Genomic DNA, 22,179 nt, shown 5'->3' on the forward strand with positions numbered 1-22,179 from the left:
AGCGCACGATGAAAAAAATAATCCATACCGCCCTTACCTCTGCCCTGCTGGCTCTGCTGGTACCGGCTGCCAATGCCGCTGACGGCCCTGGCCGTACCGAATGTATTGCACCAGCCAAACCGGGCGGCGGGTTTGATCTTACCTGCAAGCTGTTGCAGGTCTCGCTGCAGGAAACCAAACAAATTGAAACCCCGATGCGCGTGACCTATATGCCTGGCGGCGTGGGTGCGGTGGCCTATAACGCCATTATTGCCCAGCGTCCGGCTGAAGCGGGCACGGTGGTCGCCTTTTCTGGCGGATCGCTGCTGAACCTGTCACAGGGCAAATTTGGTCGCTATTCGGTTGACGATGTGAAGTGGCTGGCCGCCGTGGGAACGGACTACGGTATGGTCGCCGTCCGCGAAGACGCGCCATGGAAAACCCTGGGCGAACTGATGGCGGCAATGAAAGAAGACCCGACCAAAGTGGTGGTCGGTGCCGGCGCATCAATCGGCAGTCAGGACTGGATGAAAACGGCGTTGCTGGCGCGCGAAGCGGGCATCGATCCCCGCAAAATGCGCTATGTCGCCTTTGAAGGCGGTGGTGAGCCGGTAACGGCGCTGCTCGGCAATCATATTCAGGTGGTTTCCGGCGACATGAGTGAGATGGTGCCACATCTGCAGGGCGGCAAAATGCGGGTACTGGCGGTGATGTCCGATCAACGTCTTCCTGGCCAGCTGGCTGAGGTCCCTACCGCCAAAGAACAGGGTTTTAATATCGTCTGGCCCGTTATTCGTGGCTACTACCTCGGCCCTAAAGTCAGCGATGCTGATTATCAGTGGTGGGAGCAGGCATTTAAAAAGATGGTGGATACCCCGGAGTTTAAAAAACAACGCGATATGCGTGGTCTGTTTGAATTCAACATGTTCGGGCAGGAACTCGATAGCTACGTGAAAACGCAGGTGGCGGATTATCGTGAGAAGGCAAAATCATTTGGTCTGGCCAAATAAGCGGAGCGAATCATGAGCGATCGTATTTTTGCGGGCCTCTGGCTGGCCCTGTGCCTCGGCGGCATGGTAATAGCCTGGCAAATTCAGAGTGAATACAGCTACGAACCGGTGGGACCACGACCGTTCCCAATGGCGATCCTTGGCCTGATGGCAATCTGTGCCGTGCTGATGCTGTTTCGTAAACCGGACACCATTCACTGGCCAGCCCACAGCACACTGAAACGTCTGGTGGCGCTGGCGGCAATGATGATGCTCTATGGCTGGCTGTTTGAAATGCTGGGCTTTGCCATCAGCACAACGCTGCTGACGTTTGGCATCGGCTTGCTGTTTGGTGCGCGCTGGTGGGCAGCCGCACTGTCCGGCGTGGTAATGGGCTCCACACTTTTTTATGCCTTTGACCGTCTGCTGGAAGTGACCCTTCCGGTCGGCAGCTGGCTGAGTTAAGGAGAGTATCATGGATACCTGGTCCTTTTTAATGCAGGGCTTTGCCGTCGCCATGACGCCAGAGAACCTGCTGATTGCCCTGATTGGCTGTTTTATCGGTACCATCGTCGGCCTGCTGCCGGGTCTGGGGCCGATCAACGGCGTGGCGATCCTGATGCCGCTGGCCTTTGCCCTGCACTTACCGGCGGAATCGGCGCTGATCCTGCTGGCAACGGTCTATATCGGCTGTGAATATGGCGGACGCATCTCCTCCATCCTGCTGAACGTGCCCGGTGATGCCGGCGCGATCATGACCGCGCTGGATGGTTATCCGATGGCGCAACAGGGCAAAGCAGGCGTTGCCCTGTCCATCTCAGCTGTCAGTTCATTCATCGGTTCAACCATCGCGATTATCGGCATTATTCTGTTCGCGCCCCTGCTGGCCAGCTGGTCGCTGGCATTTGGCCCGGCGGAATATTTTGCGCTGATGGTGTTCGCTATCGCCTGCCTTGGCAGCATGATGAGTCACAATCCCCTGAAGTCGTTCCTTGCGGCATTAATAGGGCTCAGCATGGCTACGGTGGGCGTGGATGCCAATACCGGCGTGTACCGCTTTACCTTTGACAGCGTTCACCTTTCCGATGGCATTCAGTTTGTGGTGGTGGTGATTGGTCTGTTCTCAGTCAGCGAAATTCTGCTGATGCTGGAGTCCACCAGTACCGGGCAGAAAGCGGTTCGTGCCAGCGGTCGCATGATGTTCAACATGAAAGAAGCCTCTATGGCAACCGGCGCAACGCTGCGCTCCTCGTTTATCGGTTTCTTTGTGGGTGTGTTACCTGGCGCAGGCGCCACCATCGCCAGTGCTATTGCCTACATGACTGAGAAAAAGATCAGCGGCAGCGATCAGTTCGGTAAAGGCGATATTCGTGGTGTGGCAGCACCGGAAGCGGCAAACAATGCTTCTGCATGTGGATCCTTTATTCCGATGCTGACACTGGGTATTCCCGGCTCAGGGACAACAGCGGTGATGGTCGGCGCATTAACGCTCTACAACATCACACCAGGACCGGCGATGTTTGTTGAGCAGCCAGATATTGTCTGGGGCTTGATTGCTGCCCTGCTGATTGGCAACGTAATGCTGTTGATCATGAATATCCCGATGATCAACGTCTTCGCCCGCATGCTAACCATTCCATTGTGGTTTCTGGTGCCAGCCATTGCCGCTATTTCTGCCGTGGGCGTCTACGCGGTGCACAGCACCACCTTTGACCTGTTGCTGATGGTGGGATTGGGTATCTTTGGTTATATCCTGCGTAAAATGGATTTTCCGATGTCGCCGTTGATTCTGGGATTTGTGCTGGGTGAGATGCTGGAGCAGAACCTCCGTCGCGCCCTGTCGATCAGCAACGGCAACATGGTCATTCTGTGGGAAAGTCTGATCTGTAAAATCCTGCTGGTTCTGGCAATTGCGGTTCTGCTGGTGCCGCCAATCTGGAAACGCTGGCGTCGTCACCAACTGAAGCGCACCGAAGCGTAATTCTCCTGCCGAAACGCGCATGCCCCCGTGGGATTTCCCGGGGGCTTTTGCTATCATGGCCTATTCTTTTTCCGGCGCACCCCACGCTGTTCTGTTTTTCCAAGGAATCCGCCATGCAACCTCTTAGCGGCCCCGGTGTGCCGGTCGATCGTTCATCTGTCAATCCGCAAACCGGCGTAACGCGTCACGGTTCCGTGGCCGGTGAACAGCCTCTTTCGCCTGCGCAGCGCACGACGTTGGAACGCCTGATCGTGCGTATCTCTTCGCTCAGCAATCTTAAAGCGCCTGAACTCTGGGCGGGGCTCCGTCATGAAGTGGGCGTCAAGAGTGAAGCGGAGTTGCAGTCGCGTCATTTTCCGGCAGCGGAGCAGTATCTTAATAACCGCCTAACACAGACACAAAATGGACATGCCACCCGCCTGCTGATGACCCAGCTCACCGACTTGCTGCCCAAGGGCAATAACCGCCAGGCTGTCAGCGATTTTATCCGTCAGCAATTTGGCCAGACAGTGCTTAGCGCGCTGAGCCAGGATCAATTGCGCCAGGTGCTGACGATGCTGCAGAACGGGCAGATGACGATTCCCCAGCCGCAGCAGATTCGCGTCAGCGACCGTACGCTGCTGCCTGCTGAGCACCATACGCTGAATCAGCAGGTGGTGCGCCTTGCCGCTGCCACCGGCGAATCTACCGGTAAGCTGTGGACGGCTGCGCTGAAGCTGGTGAACCTGACCAGCGGCGATCCGATCCCGTCACGTCACTTCCCGCTGCTGACCCAATATCTCCAGGTGCGCCAGACGCTGAGTCAGCACAGCGCCCCTACGCTGCACCTGCTGGAAGCCTCCCTGAAACAGCCGCTTGATCAGCAGGAGCGGCAGCAGCTGGAGGATTACAGCCAGCAGCGTTTTCAGGCCACGCCACAGACGGTGCTCACGGTGACGCAGACTCAGGATTTGCTGAATTTTCTGTTCAGCCGTCGCGCAGACCGGGCAGAAAAACTGCACGAACAGCCGCTGGCTGCCAGCGAGATTAAACCGCAGCCGATCTGGTCACCCTTTGTCGCCTCGCTGCCGCCGCCGATTCAGTCACTGGCAGGGCGTCCGCTGTTGGGTTTCTTTATTGCACTGGTCGTCATCACCCTTTTACTCTGGCTGGTACTCTGAGCTAACAGCCACAGGATGCTTTGGTCGCGGTAACGGGCCATTCACCCGCCGCATCACCCCAGGTCAGCGGATGACCATCACGTTTCCAGAAATCCAGCCCGCCAATTAACTCCTTTACCTGAAAGCCCAGCGATGCCAGCTTCAGGGCCGCTTTCGTCGAGCCGTTACAGCCAATGCCGTCACAATAAGTGACATACACTTTGCGGCGATCAAGCCGGGCCGTCGTGCTGGCATCCATCCCGCGATGCGGAAAGTTGATGGCGCCGCAGATGTGCCCGGCGCGATAAGCCTCCGGCGCACGCGCATCAATCACCACGATAGCCTGACGCTGCTGCTCCAGGTCTTCCGCCAGATCCCACGCGTCGGTGTAATACGCGAGTTTTGACTGCAGATAGTCGAGGCTTTGCTGCGGCGTGGCGGCCGGAATGCGTAAAACTGATGACATAGCGATTCTCCTGTTGTGATGAATTCGCAGTTTACGGCAAAGTGGACTGCTTACTGATACCCATTCTTCATCAGGGATAAGACCGATATGCCTTCACCGCTGTTACAACTTTTCCAGCATCAGACCAGTGGCGGCGTGCGTGAACGTCTCTGCGCGACCCTTCGGCTGGCGATTAACCGGCACCATCTGCGTGCGGGTCAGCAGTTACCCTCCAGCAGACAGCTGGCGCTGGATCTGCACCTTTCACGCGTGACGGTGGAAGCGGCCTACGGACAACTGGAGAGTGAAGGCTATCTGCGACGTGAAACCGGTCGCGGTACTTTTGTCGCCATCATCATCCCCGGCACACCCTCATCTTTGCCGACACGGCATCAGCCCGCCCGTTTTTCGGCGCGCGGCCAGCAGGTGCTGGCAACCGGTGGCTGTCAGGATCCCCCTTTTCCTCACGCGTTCGCATCCGGTTCACCGGAGTTACGTGCGTTTCCTCACGACACCTGGCGACGCCTGAGCAGCAGCGTACAACGTTCTCTGGGCAGCACCGCAATGGGATATGGCGATCCCTGTGGCTATCTGCCGTTACGCAGTGCACTTGCTGATTATCTGACACTCTCCCGGGGCGTCGCGTGCCAGCCGGAGCAGGTCATCATTCTGACCAGTTCCCAACAGGCGCTGCAGTTACTGAGCATGATGCTGGTCGATCCTGGTGATGAGGTGTGGATGGAGGAGCCGGGCTATCCCGGTGCCCGCAATGCCTTCCTGGCTGCAGGCGCACAGGTGCGTGGGATTGTTGTTGATGCCGAAGGCGCCCTGCCCACCAGTGGCAGTGCAACGCTCATGTACCTGACGCCCTCGCATCACTATCCCACCAGCGTCACGCTCAGCCTGCCGCGACGTCTGGCATGGCTGGACTGGGCACAGCGCAACCAGAGCTGGCTGATAGAAGACGATTACGACAGCGAGTTTCACTACAACGAACGTCCGATTCCTGCATTGCAGGGTCTGGACCGGCATCAGCGGGTCATTACGCTGGGCACCTTTTCGAAGTCGCTGTTTCCTTCCCTGCGGCTGGCCTGGATGGTCGTGCCGCCGGCGCTGGTTACGCCCATAGGCCGTGCACGGAGCGTGCTGGATGGGCACAGCGCCCTGCTGCCGCAGGCTGTCACCGCCGCCTTTCTGCAACAGGGACATTTCGCCAGCCATCTGCGCCTGATGCGTCAGCTCTATCACAGCCGTCGCGATCGGTTGCTTGAGCAGATTGAGCAGCGGCTCTCGCCGTGGATCACGCCAATAGCCAGCGGCGGTGGATTACAGCTGACGGTAACAGTACAAAAGGATGAAGCACGCTTAACCGCGCTGGCAACACAACAGGGATTGCTGCTACCGCGACTGAGTCCGCTTTATGCCGGACACGCATCTCAACAAGGCTGGATGCTCGGTTTTGCCGCGCTGACGCCTGACGAGATTGTGGCAGGATGCGATAAGTTGCTGCGGCTACTGCAGCGGGAGGGTTAATACCGAGGGGTAAATGAGGTAACGGAGATGGGCTTTAAAAACAAAAAGGGCCGGCAAGCCGGCCCTTCAGAGTACTGATTACGCCTGATATTTACGCATGGTCAATGTGGCGTTGGTGCCGCCAAAACCAAAGCTGTTAGACATCACGGTGGTCAGCTCTTTTTCCACTGGCTCAGTCACAATGTTCATGCCGGTTGCTGCCGCGTCCAGCGAGGTGATGTTGATGCTTGGCGCGATAAAACCATGCTCCAGCATCAGCAGCGAGTAGATCGCTTCCTGCACGCCAGCGGCACCCAGTGAGTGGCCGGTCATTGCTTTGGTCGCAGAGATGTATGGCGTGTTATCGCCAAACACTTCACGAATCGCACCCAGCTCTTTCACATCACCTACCGGGGTAGAGGTTCCGTGGCTGTTCAGATAGTCGATGGGTGTATCGACACCGTGCATCGCCATCTTCATGCAGCGTACTGCGCCTTCGCCGGATGGCGCAACCATGTCTGCACCGTCTGACGTCGCACCGTAACCGACGATTTCGGCATAGATGTGCGCACCACGAGCCAGCGCATGCTCCAGCTCTTCAACAACGACCATGCCGCCGCCACCCGCAATAACAAAACCGTCGCGCTCGTTGTCATAGGTACGTGACGCTTTTTCCGGGGTGTCGTTGTAACGGGTAGAGAGCGCGCCCATCGCGTCGAATTCACAGGCCATTTCCCAGCACAGCTCTTCGCCGCCGCCAGCAAAAACGATATCCTGCTTGCCGAGCTGAATCTGCTCAACAGCATTACCGATACAGTGCGCCGAGGTGGCACAGGCGGAGCTGATTGAGTAGTTTACGCCATGAATCTTGAACGGCGTGGCGAGGCAGGCAGAGACGCCAGAAGCCATCGCTTTGGTGACCACGTAAGGGCCAACCGCTTTCAGGCCACGTGGGCTGCGCATCGCATCAGCACCAAATACCTGGAAACGTGGAGAACCGCCGCCTGAGCCTGCAATCAGACCCACACGTGGGTTGCTCTGATACATTTCAGTGGTGAGGCCGGAATCTTTAATCGCTTCTTCCATGGAAAGATAAGCATAGATTGACGCATCACTCATAAAACGCACAACTTTGCGATCGATGAGGCCGGTGGTATCCAGTTTAACGTTACCCCAGACGTGACTACGCATGCCGGAATCTTTCATCTCTTCAGAAAAGGTGATGCCAGAGCGTCCTTCACGCAGAGATGACAGCACCTCCTGCTGGTTATTACCAATACTGGAAACGATCCCTAAGCCAGTAATCACAGCACGTTTCATTCAATCTTCCTCATCCACTTCTTCTTAATTGGCATGCACTCTAGCGTACACTTGTACGCCGAACAAGTCCGATCAGCTATTTCCTTTTGTAAATTTGCGTCATGTCACGTGGGTCGCTAAAATCGCGCCACTGCCTGAAAAATGAGCCTTTACCGTGAAATTAACCCCGGTCGAACATGCGCAGCTAAACTGGAATGAACAGGGTACACCTGTTTCCCGAGCGTTTGGCGACGTCTATTTCTCTAATGACAATGGTCTGGAAGAGACACGCTATGTCTTCCTTGGCGGCAACGGTTTTCCCCAGCGTTTTGCTGAGCATCCACGGGATCTGCTGATCGTGGCGGAAAGCGGTTTTGGCACCGGCCTCAATTTTCTGACGTTGTGGCAGGCGTTCGATGCGTTTCAGCGTGACCAGCCTGATGCCACTTTAAAACGTCTGCATTTCATCAGCTTTGAGAAATTTCCGTTAACCCGTGATGACCTGGCTGCGGCGCAGCAGCACTGGCCTGAACTGGCCCCGTGGGCGGCGGCGCTGCAGGCGCAATGGCCCGCCGCCCTGCCCGGCTGTCAGCGACTGCTGTTTGACGGCGGACGTATCACCCTCGACCTGTGGCTGGGCGATATTAACCAGCTGATGGGAGAGCTGGATGAGAGCCTGAATCATCAGGTGGATGCCTGGTTCCTGGATGGTTTCGCGCCGTCGAAGAACCCGGATATGTGGACGCCAGCACTGTTCAGCATGATGGCAAAACTGGCGCGTCCGCAGGGGACATTCGCGACCTTTACCGCCGCAGGCATTGTCCGGCGCGGTCTGCAGGAGGCCGGCTTTGACGTCATCCGCCGCAAAGGATTTGGTCCCAAGCGCGAAATGCTATGCGGACCTTTACAGGATGCACCTGCGCTGCCTGCCGGGCAGCCCTGGTATCATCGTCAATCAGCGGCGCAACATGATGTTGCGCTCATTGGCGGCGGCGTTGCCAGTGCCACGCTGGCGCTGGCGCTGCTGCGTCGCGGCTGGCGGGTGACGCTTTACTGCGCCGATGAGGCGCCGGCACTGGGTGCGTCCGGCAATCGTCAGGGAGCACTCTATCCGCTGCTCAATCAGCACGACCCGGCGCTTGCCACCTTTTTCCCGGCAGCATTCAGTTTTGCCCGGCGGCTCTACGATCAGTTAACTGTCGCCTATGAACATCACTGGAGCGGTGTGCTGCAACTGGGCTGGGATGAGAAAAGCCGCAAGAAGATCGATCAGATGCTGGCGATGGGCCTGCCTGAATGCATCGCCCGTGGCGTTAATGTGGATGAGGCAGAGACGCTGGCGAATGTCGACCACGGCTGTGGCGGTATTTTCTACCCGCAGGGCGGCTGGCTTTCACCGGCTGAGCTGACCAGCGCGATGCTGGCGCATGGCGAAACCCAGGGATTACGCATTCACTGGCTGCATCGCGTCAGCGAACTTTCACGCGAGGGCGATCACTGGACGCTGACGTTCAGCGATCGTCCGGCGGTCCGTCATGCCACGGTGGTGCTGGCAAACGGTCATGCGATAGCCGACTTTGCGCAGAGCGCCCCGCTGCCAGCCTATCCGGTGGCCGGTCAGGTAAGCCATGTTCCCTCCACGCCGGGGCTTAATGCACTCCACACCGTGCTCTGTTACGACGGCTATCTGACGCCCGTCAGCCCACAGTTTGGTACTCACTGCATCGGTGCCAGCTATCACCGTGGCGAAACCGCCACAGATTACCGGGAAGAGGATCAGCAGGAGAACCGCAGCCGCCTGTTGCATTGCCTGCCTGACAGCCGCTGGGCAACAAACGTGGATGTCAGTGGCGGTGAAGCAAGAATGGGCGTGCGTTGTGCCACGCGGGACCACCTGCCGATGGTGGGCGGCGTACCGGATTATGATGCGACGCTTAAGCAGTATGCTGATTTACCGACCCAGCTTGCAGCAGGTCATGACATCGCTGACGCACCTGAGTTTACGGGCTTATACCTGTTTGGGGCGCTGGGGTCGCGCGGCCTGTGCAGTGCACCGCTGGCAGCCGAAGTGCTGGCAGCCCAGCTGACCGGCGAGCCACAGCCGCTGGATGCCAGTACGCTGGCAGCCCTCAATCCTAATCGTTACTGGGTAAGGAAATTACTGAAGGGAAAAGCGGTTTAACTGGCGATGATAAGGGCGGCATGCCGCCCTGCACGGTCAGGCGGAGAGCTGACGAGCCTGGACAAACAGGTTGTCCCACATCCCCACCACTAATGCCTGATCGCGCGGCGAGAGTTCACCCGCCGCAATGGCATTTTGCAGGCTGCGGGAGACCTGAATCTGCAGCGCTTCTGGCGTATGTTCGCCCAGTTGCTCCACCTCGGCCACGGCCAGTGTCAGATGCCCGCGCAGATAACCGCTGGCGAACAGCTCATCGTCACTGGCATGCTCGACCATGTCGTCAATCAGGGCCAGAATACGCGCTTCAAATTCTGCGATCATCTCAATTCCTCTATTTATAATGCCTTTCTGCATCACAGATCGTCCGGCCAGGGAAACTGCGACGCTGTTAATGACGGCCTGCCATAAAATTCCGCCAGGGCGGTAATAAAACGCGCGGGACGGTCGGGAATGCCCGACGTCAGATAGCTCATGACCTGAGCATGGACTTTACGCTGAAACGCAATGCGATCCGGCTCACAATCTCCGTCGAGATTGTCACAACTCACGTTGAAGGGAAAGCCTGCCGCCGTACAAAACATCCACTCCAGCGCCTGCGGCTTCACTTCCACTGCTTCAAACTGACTCTGGGTCAGCGCGTCGCGGCCATCCGGGCAGTACCAGTAGCCAAAATCGACCAGTTTGCGGCGGGCTTCACCGGCGATGCACCAGTGTGAGATCTCGTGAAGAGCGCTGGCGTAGAAGCCGTGGGCAAAGACCACGCGGTTCCACGGCGACTCTGCATCCGCAGGAAGATAGATCGGTTCATCGTCGCCTTTAATTAGACGGGTCTGAAATTCATCGCTGAAACAGCGATCAAACAGCGTGATCAGCTGTTCATAATGATGAGTCGGGTTCATGACGGTATCACGTAAAAAGTTACGAATGCAGCGTGGCCAGCCAGGCCAGAACGTCGCTGCCGTGGCTGTCCCACAGTAATTTAATGCTCATGACGGCAGAGACAATGACCACCATCGGGCGGATCAGTTTCTGTCCGCGGCTCAGCACCAGCCGCGCGCCCAGACGCGCGCCGCAGATCGCGCCGAGCATCATAACCAGGCCGGTTCCCCACACCACTTTGCCACCGAACATAAAGAACAGCAGGCTGCCCAGGTTTGAAGTGAAGTTAAGGACCTTGGCGTGTGCGGTCGCTTTGGCCAGGTTGTAGCCGCAGAGCGTGACGAAAGCCAGTGCATAAAAGGAGCCTGCGCCCGGTCCGAAAAATCCGTCGTAGAATCCCACGGCTCCGCCGCCCACCAGCGCATAAGCCAGGCCATGCAGGCGGCGCGCCTGATCCACTTCCCCCAGGCGCGGCATCAGCAGGAACCACAGGCCGATGGCGATTAAAAACAGCGGCAGCATCTGACGCAGAAAATCCGCCTGCAGACGCTGAATCAGTATCGCACCCAGCACGGACCCCATCAGCGTCATGGCGATATTCAGCCACTGCTCATTCAGCTTCACTGCACCGCGCCGGACAAAGTAGAGGCTGGCGGAAAACGATCCGCCGACCGATTGCAGTTTATTGGTCGCCAGCGCCTGGGCAGGAGAGAGGCCCGCCGCCAGCAACGAAGGTACCGTAAGTAATCCCCCGCCACCCGCGATTGAATCAATAAAACCGGCCAGCATGGCGATTAAAAACAGCAGCCCGACCAGCAGCGGGCTGACCACAAACCAATCCATGGAATCCCTTACAGTAAATGTTTATCCAGCAGGGCCTGACAGGCAGGCGGCAGCGGCGGTGGCTCACGTTTCACCGGTGCACCAGAACCCGGTTGCTTCGGCAGGAACCAGCTCTGCAGTTCTGCGCCACAGCCATCGCCTGGCGGCGGTGCAGGCTGATCTTCACAGCCAATACTGCCTGCCGGGCAGCGCAGCCGCACATGCATATGGGCACGATGAGCAAACCACGGACGCACTTTACGCAGCCAGTCGCGATCGTTACCTGCATCAGCACAAAGCTGCTTTTTAATTGCCGGATTGACGAAGATGCGTGTGACATCATCATCTTTGGCCGCCAGTTTAATCAGGCTGTCGATTTCCGGCTGCCAGTGGCGCGCAATGACATTTTTATCGCCTGGCCCAACCAGATCCAGCGGCTGCGGCTTCAGCAGTTGCTGCGCGCTCCAGCGGCTTTTTGGTAGCTGCAGCCAGATATCTACATCCAGTCCGGTCTGATGACTGGCGTGACCGCTGCTGAAGCGCCCGCCTGCTGCCATGCCCATGTCGCCAATCAGCACGTTACCCAGTTGCAGGTTATGCACCTGGGTGCTGAGCCGCTGAATAAACTGAATCAAATCGGGATGACCGAAATAACGCCGCTGATCCTGCCGCATCACCTGATAGTTGGGTGAATTCAGCGGCAGCGACTGCGCGCCAACAATACAGCCATTGGCAAAGCCGCCAATAGATTGCGGTGCGCCGCTGATTGGATGCTGAATGTTTTGCCACGGCGTCGCCGCCAGGCTTGAGGCGCTGATCAGCAGCGCACTCAGGGTAAGCAAGAGCGCTTTCATGCCATCACCAGCGCGGCACGGAGCTGTTAACATCACCGTTCTGCGCCCGCTGGCGCAGCAGATGATCCATCAGCACGATCGCCATCATCGCTTCCGCGATCGGCACGGCACGGATCCCCACGCAGGGATCGTGACGACCTTTGGTGATCATCTCCACTTCTTCGCCATCGCGGGTAATGGTTTTACCCGGCACGGTGATGCTGGAAGTCGGTTTCATCGCCACATTGGCGCTGATGATCTGACCGCTGCTGATACCGCCCAGAATGCCACCCGCGTGATTGCTCTGGAAACCATCGTGACGGATCTCGTCGCGATGCTGACTGCCGCGCTGGTTTACCACCGCAAAGCCGTCACCGATTTCGACGCCTTTGACGGCATTGATACTCATCAGCGCATGCGCCAGATCGGCGTCCAGTCGGTCGAAGACCGGCTCGCCCAGGCCTGGTGGCACGTTCTCAGCCATGACAGTGACTTTAGCACCAATGGAGTCGCCCTCTTTTTTCAGGCCGCGCATCAGTTCGTCCAGCGCTTCCAGCTTGCCAGCATCCGGGCAGAAGAACGGGTTCTCTTCTACGATGCTCCAGTCTTTCAGCTCGCAGGCGATATCACCAATCTGTGACAGATAGCCGCGCACCACCACACCGTGTTTCATCTGCAGGTATTTCTTGGCGATGGCACCTGCCGCCACACGCATCGCGGTTTCGCGCGCCGACGAGCGGCCGCCGCCACGGTAGTCGCGCTGACCATATTTCTGCTCGTAGGTGTAATCCGCATGGCCCGGACGGAACAGATCTTTGATCGCGCCGTAATCCTGCGAGCGCTGATCGGTGTTCTCAATCAGCAGACCAATTGAGGTGCCGGTCGTCACGCCTTCAAACACACCGGACAAAATTTTCACCTGATCCGGCTCGCGGCGCTGCGTGGTATAGCGCGATGTGCCAGGACGACGGCGATCGAGATCGTGCTGAATATCGGCTTCGGTCAGCGGGATGCCTGGCGGCACGCCGTCAACAATGCAGCCCAGCGCAAGACCGTGGGACTCGCCGAAGGTGGTTACTCGAAAAAATTGCCCGATGCTGTTTCCGGCCATGCTGTTTCCTTCTCAGGGTTTGGCGGGCGATACTTCGCCCCACTTTTAGTCTTTATAAAAAGAGAAATGGTGTTGTGCGTCGACAATCTGCTGGCGCGTCAGCGTAAAGACGCCGTCACCGCCGTTGTCGAATTCCAGCCAGGTAAAGGGCACATCGGGATACTGCTCGATCATGTGCACCATGCTGTTGCCCACTTCGCAGACCAGAACGCCCTGCTCGCTGAGATAGTCAGGTGCACACGCCAGAATACGGCGCACCAGCTTCAGGCCATCGCTGCCTGCCGCCAGACCCAGCTCAGGTTCGTGACGATATTCGTTTGGCAGATCATCCATGTCTTCCGCATCCACATACGGCGGATTCGTGACGATCAGATCGTATTTTAGCTGTGGCAGTTCGCGGAACAGGTCAGCACGAATTGGCGTCACCTGATGAATTAGTCCATGCTCTTCAATGTTCTGCTCGGCGACGGCCAGCGCACCGGTGGAGATATCCACGGCGTCCACTTCCGCTTCCGGGAAGGCATAGGCGCAGGCAATCGCGATGCAGCCGCTGCCGGTACACATATCCAGAATATGACGCGGCGGCGTGCTGACCAGACCGGCAAAGCGGTTCTCAATCAGTTCGCCAATGGGTGAACGTGGAACCAGCACGCGCTCATCCACAAAGAATTCGTGACCGCAGAACCAGGCTTTATTGGTCAGATAGGCGACCGGAATGCGCTCGTTGACGCGACGGATAACGCGCTCAACGATCAGCAGACGTTCGCTGGCGGTCAGACGCGCGTTGCGCATATCTTCCGGAATATCCAGCGGTAGCCAGAGTGACGGCAGGACCAGTTGAACGGCTTCGTCCCAGGGATTGTCTGTACCATGTCCGTACCAGATTCCGGCAGCGGAAAAGCGGCTGACCGCCCAGCGCAGCATGTCCTGAATGGTGTGCAGTTCGTTCACTGCCTCATCGACGAAAATTTTGTCCACGTAGCCCTCCGCAGGCCTTTTGCTAAATCGGCCAGTAGTGTGCCATGAAGCCGGGGAGAATTCAGCGCAGCGAGGTGAAAAAGCTGACATTTAATGACACTTAACGGTAAGGTAGCGGCTCTGCTGTGTGACAGCCTTTTCTGATATGACTGACCTGCCATGAGTAAAAAAACACCACTAAGCCCGGATGATGAAGCGCTGTTTCGCCAGTTAATGACCGGAACACGTCAGTTAAAACAGGACACCTTTGTCCATAAAGCGCCGGTGAAAACCCGCCAGATTCCGGTAAAGCGTCTGCTTTCAGAGCAGGCGGACAACAGTCACTACTTTTCGGATGAGTTTCAGCCGCTGCTTTCTACGGAAGGGGCAACCCGTTACGTTCGCGCCGATGTCAGTCACTTTGAGCTGAAAAAATTGCGTCGCGGCGACTATACGCCAGAGATTTTCCTGGATCTGCACGGATTAACGCAGCAGCAGGCCAAGCAGGAGCTGGGGGCACTCATCGCCGCCTGCCGCCGTGAACATCTGTTCTGCGCCAGCGTCATGACCGGTCATGGGAAGCATATTCTGAAGCAGCAGACGCCGCTGTGGCTGGCCCAGCATCCGTGGGTGATGGCTTTTCATCAGGCGCCGAAGATGTTTGGCGGTGACGCCGCGCTGCTGGTATTGATTGAGATTGAGGAGTGGCAACCGCCTGAGTTGCCATAAAAGGGGCCGACGGGATCGGCCCAGAGACGTCAGATCGCTTTCGCCAGTTTTTTGGGACTGACCTGCCACAGCAATTTACCTGCGCTTGCCGCGGGATCGAACTCCACGCAGGCAATGGCGGAAGTGGCAAACATGGGCGGTGCTTCCTGTGGGCACAGTTCAGAGACTAAATACCCCACCAACGGTAAATGTGAGATCACCAGCGCCGATTTCACGCCTTCATTCGCCAGCGCCTGCAGATAGCACCCTACCATCTCAGGATCGCCACCTGGCGTTAACTCCGGCAGCACGTCCTGGCCTTCCGGCAGGGGAAAGGCTTCACGCACCATCGCGAGCGTTTGCTGCGCGCGTAAATAGGGACTCACCATTACTCGCTCAATGTCCGGCGTCTGGCTGTTAAGCCAGTTGGCCATTTGACGTGATTCGTTGCAGCCACATAAGGTCAATGGCCTTACTGAATCACTGGCTGCTTCCAGAGCCGCATCGCCGTGACGCATGATAAAAACTTGCATAAAGCACCGCTGTTGTTTGTCGACATCGCCCGACGCGTAGCGCCTGACTCTTCACTCTGCGAATGAACGCTGTGTTTTACCCTAATGGCTTCAGTATAGTCAACCGGTTGTTTATTAAATAAGCACTTCTCAGAATCATGCTGCGCCGCACACTCTGGCGGCGTTTTTCTAAGCCGCTGAATCGGATTGGTTATTCCATTTTCAGCAGAAATGTAAAATTTCGTCTATTTTTTAGCCGCCTCAATCAACGCGTCACAGGGTGTAAAACGTTCCCCATGTTGCTGCGTAAGCCGGGTTAATCTGTTGACCATTTCCGCCGCGCCCAGTTTGTCCATGTAGTGGAACGGACCACCCAAAAATGGCGGAAAGCCGATGCCAAACACGGCACCGATATCGCCATCGCGCGCGCAGCGGATCACCTGCTCGTCAAGACAGCGGGCCGCCTCATTGAGCATCATCATGACACAGCGTTCAGCAATCTGTGCCTCACTCTGCCTGGCTTTCGGTGTGACCTTCAGCAAAGTATAAAGTGAGGCGTCAGGTTTTTTACGCTGCCAGCGCGCCTGGTCATAGCGATAAAAGCCTTTGCTGTTTTTACGTCCCTTGCGGCCATCTTTCAACACCGCATCAAACGCGGCCGGCGCGGCAAAGCGTTCGCCATAGGCCTGATGCAGGATGGGACTGATTTTACTGCCGACGTCGATACCCACCTCATCCAGCAGCTGAATCGGGCCGACCGGAAAACCAAACTTCACCAGCGCCCGATCAATATGGTCGATGGGTTCGCCCTCCAGCAGGCAGCGCATCGCTTCATTTATATAAGGCGTCAGGATGCGGTTAACATAGAAACCCGGCTTGTCCGCCACCACAATCGGGGTTTTGCCCTGGCTGCGTGCCAGTGCCACAATCGTCACCAGCGTTGCGGTTGAGGTGTTCAGATGGGGAATCACCTCCACCAGCGGCATTTTTTCGACCGGACTGAAATAGTGCAGCCCGATGACGTTTTCCGGACGCTGCGCTTTGGCGGCGATCTCTTCGATCGGCAACGAAGAGGTGTTTGAGGCAAACAGCGTGTGCGGCTGGCAGTGTGCTTCCACTTCGCTCACCATCTGCTGCTTCAGCGCTAAATCTTCGAATACGGCTTCGATCACCACATCACGCTGTGAAAAGCCCTGATAATCGGTGCCGCCCGTGATACGAGCCATCTGCTGTTGACGCTGTGCCGGCGTCAGCTGGCGTCGTTTAACCTTTTTACTCAGCAGCTCCCAGCTGGTTTTCAGCGCATGGTTTACCCCTTCCAGGCTGATATCTTTGATGCGCACCGGCAAGCCCGCGTTGATGGCGGTGACGCTGGCGATGCCGCCGCCCATCAGGCCACCGCCGAGAATAGCGACGCTTTTCACCGCGGCAGGCTCCGCGTCTCCGCCCCGCTCTTTCTTCATGGCCGTGGTCGCGAAGAAGATGCCGCGCAGCGCAACGGATTCTGGCGTCATCGCCAGTTCACCAAAGGCACGCGCTTCAGCATCATGTCCTGCCCGGCTGCCCTGTTCCAGCCCGATGCGCACCACCTCAATAATGCGATTTGCCGCCGGATAATTGCCCTGGGTTTTGGCAGCTGTCTGACGGCTCGCCAGGGCAAACAGTGCCTGACGGCCAATCGGGCCATGCAGCAGACGGTCGCGCAGCGGCAGCGTTCGTCCGCTGACCTTGCCCTTTTTCACACGGGCGATGGCGGTCTCCAGCAGAATCGCCTGCGGCACCGCGTCATCAACCACACCCAGCTTACGTGCCTGTTTAGCCCGCAGCGTTTTGCCAGTCAGAATCAGCGGCAGCGCCTGCTGCACGCCGATTAAGCGTGGCAGCCGCTGAGTGCCGCCAGAGCCTGGCAGCAAGCCGAGCTGTACCTCCGGTAATCCGAGCCGGGTTTTATCATCCAGCGAACAGATACGTGCATCGCAGGCCAGCGCCAGCTCCAGTCCGCCGCCGAGGCAGGCACCGTGGATGGCTGCAACCACCGGGAACGGCAGCGCGTCGAGCGCAGCCATCACTTCCTGGCCCTGTTTTGCCAGCGCTTCAGCTTCCTGCGCGCTCTTGCAGCGGTCGATCATGCTGATGTCCGCACCCGCAATGAAGTTATCCGGCTTGCCGGAAATCAGCACCAGGCCAGCCAGCTTTGGATCGCGCCGCGCCTCCGCAATAATCGCGATGATCTGACCGGCAAATTCCGCTTTCAGGGTGTTCATTTTCTCATCAGGGACATCAATCGTGATGATGCCGACGTGATCCAGTCGCATCTTCAGATGAAACGCATTCTGCTCCATTATTCGGCCTCCAGAACCATTGCCGCACCCAGACCACCTGCTGCACAGGCAGTGACCAGTCCTAACCCGCCACCCCGGCGGCGTAATTCGTTCAGCGTCTGGGTAATCATGCGCGCGCCCGTGGCGGCGAAAGGATGACCATAGGCGATTGAACCGCCCAGCACGTTAAAGCGCTCTTCATTCACTTCGCCCAGCGCATGCGGACGATTCAGTACCTCACGGGCAAAGCGCTCATCGCGAAACATCTGCAGGTTGCTCAGCGTCTGGGCGGCAAACGCTTCATGCATATCGATCAGCGTCAGATCGGCCAGGGTCATGCCAGCGCGATCCAGGGCCAGTGGTGAAGCGTACGCCGGACCCAGCAGCATATCCTGCTGCACCCCGATAGCGGAAAAAGCGTAGCTGCGCAGATAACCCAGCGGTCTGATACCCAGCTCGCGGGCGCGGCCCTCGCGCATCAGAATCACCGCGGCCGCGCCGTCGGTGAGTGGCGTACTGTTCGCCGCAGTAACACTACCGTGCTGGCGATCAAATGCCGGACACAGTCGGGCGTAATCCTCCGCTTTGGCATTCATACGGACGTTATTGTCCTGATCGATAGCGGTTTTCCACGGCGGCACAAAAGCGGCCATCACTTCCTGATTCAGTACCCCGGATTGCCAGGCTCGGGCGGCATGCTGATGGGATCGCAATGCCAGCGCATCCTGTGCTTCACGGGTAATGCCGTGACTCTTCGCCATCTGTTCGGCTGTGTCGCCCATGCGCAGGCCAGTGGAATACTCCGCCACTGCGGGTGGCACCGGCAGCAGATCGCGTGGGCGCAGACGTCGCAGGATCTGCAGTTTCTGCCCGAAGCTGCGGGCTTTATTGAGATCCACCAGCGCACGCGCCAGCGTTTTACTGACACCGATTGGCAGCACTGAAGAGGAGTCAGCCCCACCCGCGATGCCCGCAGAGATGGTGCCCGCCATCAGACTTTCTGCCACATTCGCTACCGCCTGAAAACTGGTGGCGCAGGCACGGCTGACACTGTAAGCGTCGGTATGTACATTCAGCCCGCTGCTTAAAACAATTTCCCGCGCAATGTTCGGCGCTTCCGGCATCTGCACGACCTGGCCAAAGACCAGTTGCTCTATCACTTCAGCGGGAAGTTCACTGCGCGCCATTAATTCGCTGACCACCATACGTCCCAGTTCAATGGCGGGAATGCCATGAAAGCCGGTCGCCTGGCGCAGGAAAGGGGTGCGTAACCCATGGGTTATTGCGATGCGTTCACCATCACGCGTCAGCAGCGGCTGCGCTTTGCTCATTATTCTCACCTGTGGCTGGGACTGTGGCATCATTGCCTGAAGAGGTCTGACCTGATCAGTGTTAACCACAAGCGGGTGAGCCGCCAATATCGGAAAGGAAAAAGTGCGAAGGGAAACACGAAAATGAAAAACGCCGCATGTACGCGGCGCTTAGAGATTTAACGCAAACCGAGCTGAAAAATCAGGGTTTCAGCCTGGCAGCTGAAGGTGAAATCGACATCGAGCTGTACGCCCTGATTTACTTCGCTGAAGCGCGATTCAATCACACAGGGTTCTGATTCAACCTCACGCGCGCGCTGGGTAAGTTGCGCTAATTTCGCTTCCGCATCGGCACGCTGAGCAAACCATTCTGACCAGCTTGCAGTGCAATCGGTGTTATCCATCACTGTGCCCACATCAACACAGCAACAGGCTGCGGTTTCGGTCGCACTGCATTTTTTAATGGCATCAGTCATTTCATTCTCCTGACCAGCATTCTGGCGGTTTGCGCGATTTTATGACCGAAATTTTACCTGCTTGCCCAAAAATGCGCCACGCGTATGGCCCTAAGTGACGAATATCACAATAAAAATTGATCCAGAACAAACTGGAATCGGTATGCTGTGCAGAATTAGGGCTGTTTTGTTAAGCAGATCGAATTTTAAGCGATCAATTCTGAAATATTTGAAAAACAATATTGCAACATGCACACAGGTCGGACCTATACTCTCCGCACTGGTCTGATATGTGCGCTTTACATCAGTCCCTACAATCCGCCGTCCTTTGTTACGCGACGTTATAGCGTTAAATAATAATTCACATGAGGTTGTGGTCATGAACCATAAAAACCTGTTTGCAAAGTCAGCCGTGGCGGCTGCAGTGGCGCTTGTCTCTTCACACGTTTACGCAGCTGGATTTCAGTTAAATGAATTCTCTACGATTGGTTTAGGTCGCGCATATTCAGGCGAAGGGGCAATGGGCGATACGGCGGCGTCAGCCAGCCGTAACCCGGCGACGATGGCATTAATGGATCGTCCTGAATTTTCACTCGGTGCGGTTTATATTGCGCCAGATGTCAACATCAGTGGTCGCAGTCCCAGCGGACGCAGCCTGGATGCCAATAATATTGCCCCGAATCAGTGGATCCCCAATATTCATTACGTTCAGCCTATTAACGATCAGTGGTGGATTGGCGCATCTGCAACGTCAAATTATGGCTTAGCCACAGAGTTTAATAATGGCTACACCGCAGGCGGTTACGGGGGTAAAACCGACCTGATGACCGGCAATTTCAATCTCAGCACCGCCTATCGTCTGAATGATCATTTTAGTGTGGGTGTGGGTTTTGATGCGGTTTACGCCAAAGCCAAAATTGAACGCTATGCAGGTGAATCAGGCGCGAGGCTGGGTATTCCGGCTGATACCCAGGTGGCCCATCTGAAAGGCGATAAGTGGGGCTACGGCTGGAATGCCGGTGTCCTGTATGAAGTGGATGAAAATAACCGCTTCGGCTTTACCTACCGTTCAGAAGTTAAAATTGATTTCGATGGCGATTATAAGAGCAACCTCTCATCACGGCTGAATGCGTTTAATGATCCGACCGTGACCGGTGTTCCTGATGGCACCAACGGCACGACCGTTCCGGGGGCATTAACCCTGAATCTGCCGGAGATGTGGGAAGTGTCGGGCTGGCATAAAGTGGCACCGCAGTGGGCGGTTCACTACAGCCTGGCGTACACCAGCTGGAGTCAGTTCCAGGAGCTGAAAGCGACCGGTTCAAACGGCCAGACGCTGTTCTATAAAGATGAAAGCTTCCACGATGCGTACCGCATTGCGCTGGGCACGACCTATTCCTACGACAAGAACTGGACTTTCCGTACCGGTATTGCGTTTGATGACAGCCCGGTGCCAGCAGATAAGCGTTCTATCTCTATTCCGGACCAGGATCGTTTGTGGCTAAGTGCCGGTACCTCTTATGCCTTTAACGATAATGCCTCTGTTGATTTAGGCATCTCTTATATGCACGGACAGAAAGTGACGGTGAAAGAAGGTCCTTATACCTTTACCTCTGAAGGTAAGGCCTGGCTTTACGGCGCGAACTTTAACTACAAGTTCTGATGAAATAGCACGATCAAAAAGGGCGACTCTGGTGAGTCGCCCTTTTTTGTGGCGGCGGGTCGCTGGCTGGCTCAGGGAGCATGCGCCCTTTGCAAAGACGCAAAACCCGCCATACCTGACTGCTCAGCGTGGGCGATTACGCACCTCATCCCTGAGATGCGCCCGCTGCCGGGCCAACGCTTTGCGTTGTTTAAAAACGCTCCCGGCGTTTTTATCCATGGCCCGCGATGCTTTGTTCCGGGCGTATGCTCCCATCACTTCAGCTGCTGTGCGCTCTGCAGAAAAACACAGCGACACGCAGGCAGGGGATCCTGCATTTACTGCGCGTCGATATCCTTCAGGTCATCCTGAATCGCGGCTGCGTTAGGGTTGTCTTCCGGCTTGAGCTTGCCACCGCGCGCCAGGAAGTCGTGACGCTGGAAGTAAGCGTTACGAATAAAGGCGTAAGGATCGCTCTGCTGTTTCAGGATCGCATCGGAATCCAGCAGCTGCGCACGGGTCTCGATCCCTTCAAGCGTCCATTTACCGATCGACATCGGCCAGGTCAGCCAGCCAAGAATCGGATAGAGGGTATCAACGTAGTCGCCGCCATCCTGACGAACCGTAAAGCTGCCATAGGCAGGCAGTTCAACGTAAGGACCATAGCCAACGCCGTAATGACCCAGCGTAGTACCGAAACGGTGCGGCTCTTCACGCGCCAGTTCCGGGTTCGCTTTACCGGCAACGTCAATGAAACCGCCCAGGCCCAGCACGCTGTTCAGGAAGAAACGGGTAAAGTGAATACCCGCATCGCGCCCGTCACCCACCAGGATGGCGTTGACCATGCTGGCAGGTTCTTCCAGGTTGCCAAGGAAATTGCTCAGGCCGGTACGTGCCGGAACCGGCACATAATCGCGCCAGGCGACAGCGACCGGACGTAACACATACGGATCCAGCACATTGTAGTTAAAGTTAAACATCGTGCGGTTAAAGCCTTCGAATGGATCGCTGCGCCCGGCAGGATCGCTATTCGCGGGCTTTGAACTGGCACAACCCACCAGAAGGACGCTGGCCACAGCCAGGCTGGTCAGGCGATAATTCAT

General features: G+C 57.0%; 21 protein-coding genes. 8 read left to right on the forward strand and 13 right to left on the reverse strand.

What is annotated here, in order from left to right:
* Nucleotides 1-8 precede the first annotated feature (8 nt).
* The 4 genes from H7K52_RS01865 (at nucleotide 9) to flk (ending at nucleotide 4,109) form a co-directional block, all read left to right on the forward strand.
* Nucleotides 9-989 carry a tripartite tricarboxylate transporter substrate binding protein gene (locus tag H7K52_RS01865; protein WP_008926486.1) on the forward strand — a complete coding sequence of 327 codons (981 nt, stop codon included), beginning with the start codon at nucleotides 9-11 and terminating at the stop codon, nucleotides 987-989.
* Nucleotides 990-1,001: 12 nt separating this feature from the next.
* Nucleotides 1,002-1,433, forward strand: coding sequence for a tripartite tricarboxylate transporter TctB family protein (locus tag H7K52_RS01870; RefSeq protein WP_008926487.1), 432 nt, complete (start codon nucleotides 1,002-1,004; stop codon nucleotides 1,431-1,433).
* Between the two features lie 10 nt (nucleotides 1,434-1,443).
* Nucleotides 1,444-2,949 (forward strand): tripartite tricarboxylate transporter permease, encoded by a 1,506-nt coding sequence (locus H7K52_RS01875; RefSeq protein ID WP_003854278.1) that lies wholly within the window; start codon nucleotides 1,444-1,446, stop codon nucleotides 2,947-2,949.
* Between the two features lie 113 nt (nucleotides 2,950-3,062).
* A complete protein-coding gene (gene flk, locus H7K52_RS01880) occupies nucleotides 3,063-4,109 on the forward strand; it encodes a flagella biosynthesis regulator Flk (protein ID WP_003854279.1) in 1,047 nt (348 codons plus the stop codon).
* Between the two features lies 1 nt (nucleotide 4,110).
* Here flk and H7K52_RS01885 read toward each other — a convergent pair whose 3' ends face one another.
* Nucleotides 4,111-4,554: a rhodanese-like domain-containing protein gene (locus tag H7K52_RS01885; RefSeq protein ID WP_003854280.1), complete on the reverse strand. Its 444-nt coding sequence runs from the start codon at nucleotides 4,552-4,554 to the stop codon at nucleotides 4,111-4,113.
* Nucleotides 4,555-4,641: 87 nt separating this feature from the next.
* On the opposite strand from H7K52_RS01885, the gene pdxR reads away from it, so the two are divergent.
* A complete protein-coding gene (gene pdxR, locus H7K52_RS01890; protein WP_008926488.1) occupies nucleotides 4,642-6,066 on the forward strand; it encodes a MocR-like pyridoxine biosynthesis transcription factor PdxR in 1,425 nt (474 codons plus the stop codon).
* Nucleotides 6,067-6,144: 78 nt separating this feature from the next.
* Here the strand turns inward: pdxR and fabB are convergent, their stop codons facing one another.
* Nucleotides 6,145-7,365, reverse strand: coding sequence for a beta-ketoacyl-ACP synthase I (gene fabB / locus H7K52_RS01895; RefSeq protein ID WP_003854282.1), 1,221 nt, complete (start codon nucleotides 7,363-7,365; stop codon nucleotides 6,145-6,147).
* A gap of 154 nt (nucleotides 7,366-7,519) precedes the next feature.
* On the opposite strand from fabB, the gene mnmC reads away from it, so the two are divergent.
* The gene (gene mnmC, locus H7K52_RS01900; RefSeq protein WP_182629577.1) at nucleotides 7,520-9,526 is read left to right on the forward strand and encodes a bifunctional tRNA (5-methylaminomethyl-2-thiouridine)(34)-methyltransferase MnmC2/FAD-dependent 5-carboxymethylaminomethyl-2-thiouridine(34) oxidoreductase MnmC1; all 2,007 of its coding nucleotides are present in this window, start codon (nucleotides 7,520-7,522) and stop codon (nucleotides 9,524-9,526) included.
* A 36-nt stretch (nucleotides 9,527-9,562) separates the two neighbouring features.
* Here the strand turns inward: mnmC and H7K52_RS01905 are convergent, their stop codons facing one another.
* From H7K52_RS01905 to prmB, 6 genes are read right to left on the reverse strand one after another with little or no spacing between them, the layout of a single operon-like run.
* Complete coding sequence (locus H7K52_RS01905; protein ID WP_003854283.1) at nucleotides 9,563-9,847, reverse strand: YfcL family protein; 285 nt, start codon at nucleotides 9,845-9,847, stop codon at nucleotides 9,563-9,565.
* Between the two features lie 32 nt (nucleotides 9,848-9,879).
* On the reverse strand, nucleotides 9,880-10,425 hold the full coding sequence (locus H7K52_RS01910; RefSeq protein WP_003854284.1) for an elongation factor P hydroxylase: 546 nt from the start codon (nucleotides 10,423-10,425) through the stop codon (nucleotides 9,880-9,882).
* Between the two features lie 19 nt (nucleotides 10,426-10,444).
* The gene (locus H7K52_RS01915) at nucleotides 10,445-11,248 is read right to left on the reverse strand and encodes a sulfite exporter TauE/SafE family protein (protein ID WP_182629578.1); all 804 of its coding nucleotides are present in this window, start codon (nucleotides 11,246-11,248) and stop codon (nucleotides 10,445-10,447) included.
* A gap of 8 nt (nucleotides 11,249-11,256) precedes the next feature.
* Nucleotides 11,257-12,081 (reverse strand): penicillin-insensitive murein endopeptidase, encoded by an 825-nt coding sequence (mepA, locus tag H7K52_RS01920; protein ID WP_003854286.1) that lies wholly within the window; start codon nucleotides 12,079-12,081, stop codon nucleotides 11,257-11,259.
* A gap of 4 nt (nucleotides 12,082-12,085) precedes the next feature.
* A complete protein-coding gene (gene aroC / locus H7K52_RS01925; protein ID WP_003854287.1) occupies nucleotides 12,086-13,171 on the reverse strand; it encodes a chorismate synthase in 1,086 nt (361 codons plus the stop codon).
* 45 nt (nucleotides 13,172-13,216) lie between these two features.
* Nucleotides 13,217-14,149 carry a 50S ribosomal protein L3 N(5)-glutamine methyltransferase gene (prmB, locus tag H7K52_RS01930; RefSeq protein ID WP_008926490.1) on the reverse strand — a complete coding sequence of 311 codons (933 nt, stop codon included), beginning with the start codon at nucleotides 14,147-14,149 and terminating at the stop codon, nucleotides 13,217-13,219.
* A 159-nt stretch (nucleotides 14,150-14,308) separates the two neighbouring features.
* Here prmB and smrB point away from each other — a divergent pair, with 159 nt between their 5' ends.
* On the forward strand, nucleotides 14,309-14,857 hold the full coding sequence (smrB, locus tag H7K52_RS01935) for an endonuclease SmrB (RefSeq protein WP_008926491.1): 549 nt from the start codon (nucleotides 14,309-14,311) through the stop codon (nucleotides 14,855-14,857).
* A gap of 29 nt (nucleotides 14,858-14,886) precedes the next feature.
* On the opposite strand, the gene sixA is transcribed toward smrB, so the two are convergent.
* From sixA to H7K52_RS01955, 4 genes are all read right to left on the reverse strand, one after another.
* Nucleotides 14,887-15,369 (reverse strand): phosphohistidine phosphatase SixA, encoded by a 483-nt coding sequence (gene sixA / locus H7K52_RS01940; protein WP_182629579.1) that lies wholly within the window; start codon nucleotides 15,367-15,369, stop codon nucleotides 14,887-14,889.
* Between the two features lie 224 nt (nucleotides 15,370-15,593).
* On the reverse strand, nucleotides 15,594-17,690 hold the full coding sequence (fadJ, locus tag H7K52_RS01945) for a fatty acid oxidation complex subunit alpha FadJ (protein ID WP_110411219.1): 2,097 nt from the start codon (nucleotides 17,688-17,690) through the stop codon (nucleotides 15,594-15,596).
* A complete protein-coding gene (fadI, locus tag H7K52_RS01950) occupies nucleotides 17,690-19,000 on the reverse strand; it encodes an acetyl-CoA C-acyltransferase FadI (protein WP_182629580.1) in 1,311 nt (436 codons plus the stop codon). The genes fadJ and fadI overlap by 1 nt, the downstream gene beginning before the upstream one ends.
* A gap of 158 nt (nucleotides 19,001-19,158) precedes the next feature.
* Nucleotides 19,159-19,455 carry a YfcZ/YiiS family protein gene (locus H7K52_RS01955; RefSeq protein WP_003854289.1) on the reverse strand — a complete coding sequence of 99 codons (297 nt, stop codon included), beginning with the start codon at nucleotides 19,453-19,455 and terminating at the stop codon, nucleotides 19,159-19,161.
* Between the two features lie 358 nt (nucleotides 19,456-19,813).
* On the opposite strand from H7K52_RS01955, the gene fadL reads away from it, so the two are divergent.
* On the forward strand, nucleotides 19,814-21,097 hold the full coding sequence (fadL, locus tag H7K52_RS01960) for a long-chain fatty acid transporter FadL (RefSeq protein ID WP_008926495.1): 1,284 nt from the start codon (nucleotides 19,814-19,816) through the stop codon (nucleotides 21,095-21,097).
* Between the two features lie 317 nt (nucleotides 21,098-21,414).
* Here the strand turns inward: fadL and mlaA are convergent, their stop codons facing one another.
* Nucleotides 21,415-22,179, reverse strand: coding sequence for a phospholipid-binding lipoprotein MlaA (mlaA, locus tag H7K52_RS01965; protein WP_003853085.1), 765 nt, complete (start codon nucleotides 22,177-22,179; stop codon nucleotides 21,415-21,417).

It is taken from the genome of Pantoea hericii (assembly GCF_014155795.1).
GTDB lineage: Bacteria > Pseudomonadota > Gammaproteobacteria > Enterobacterales > Enterobacteriaceae > Pantoea > Pantoea eucalypti.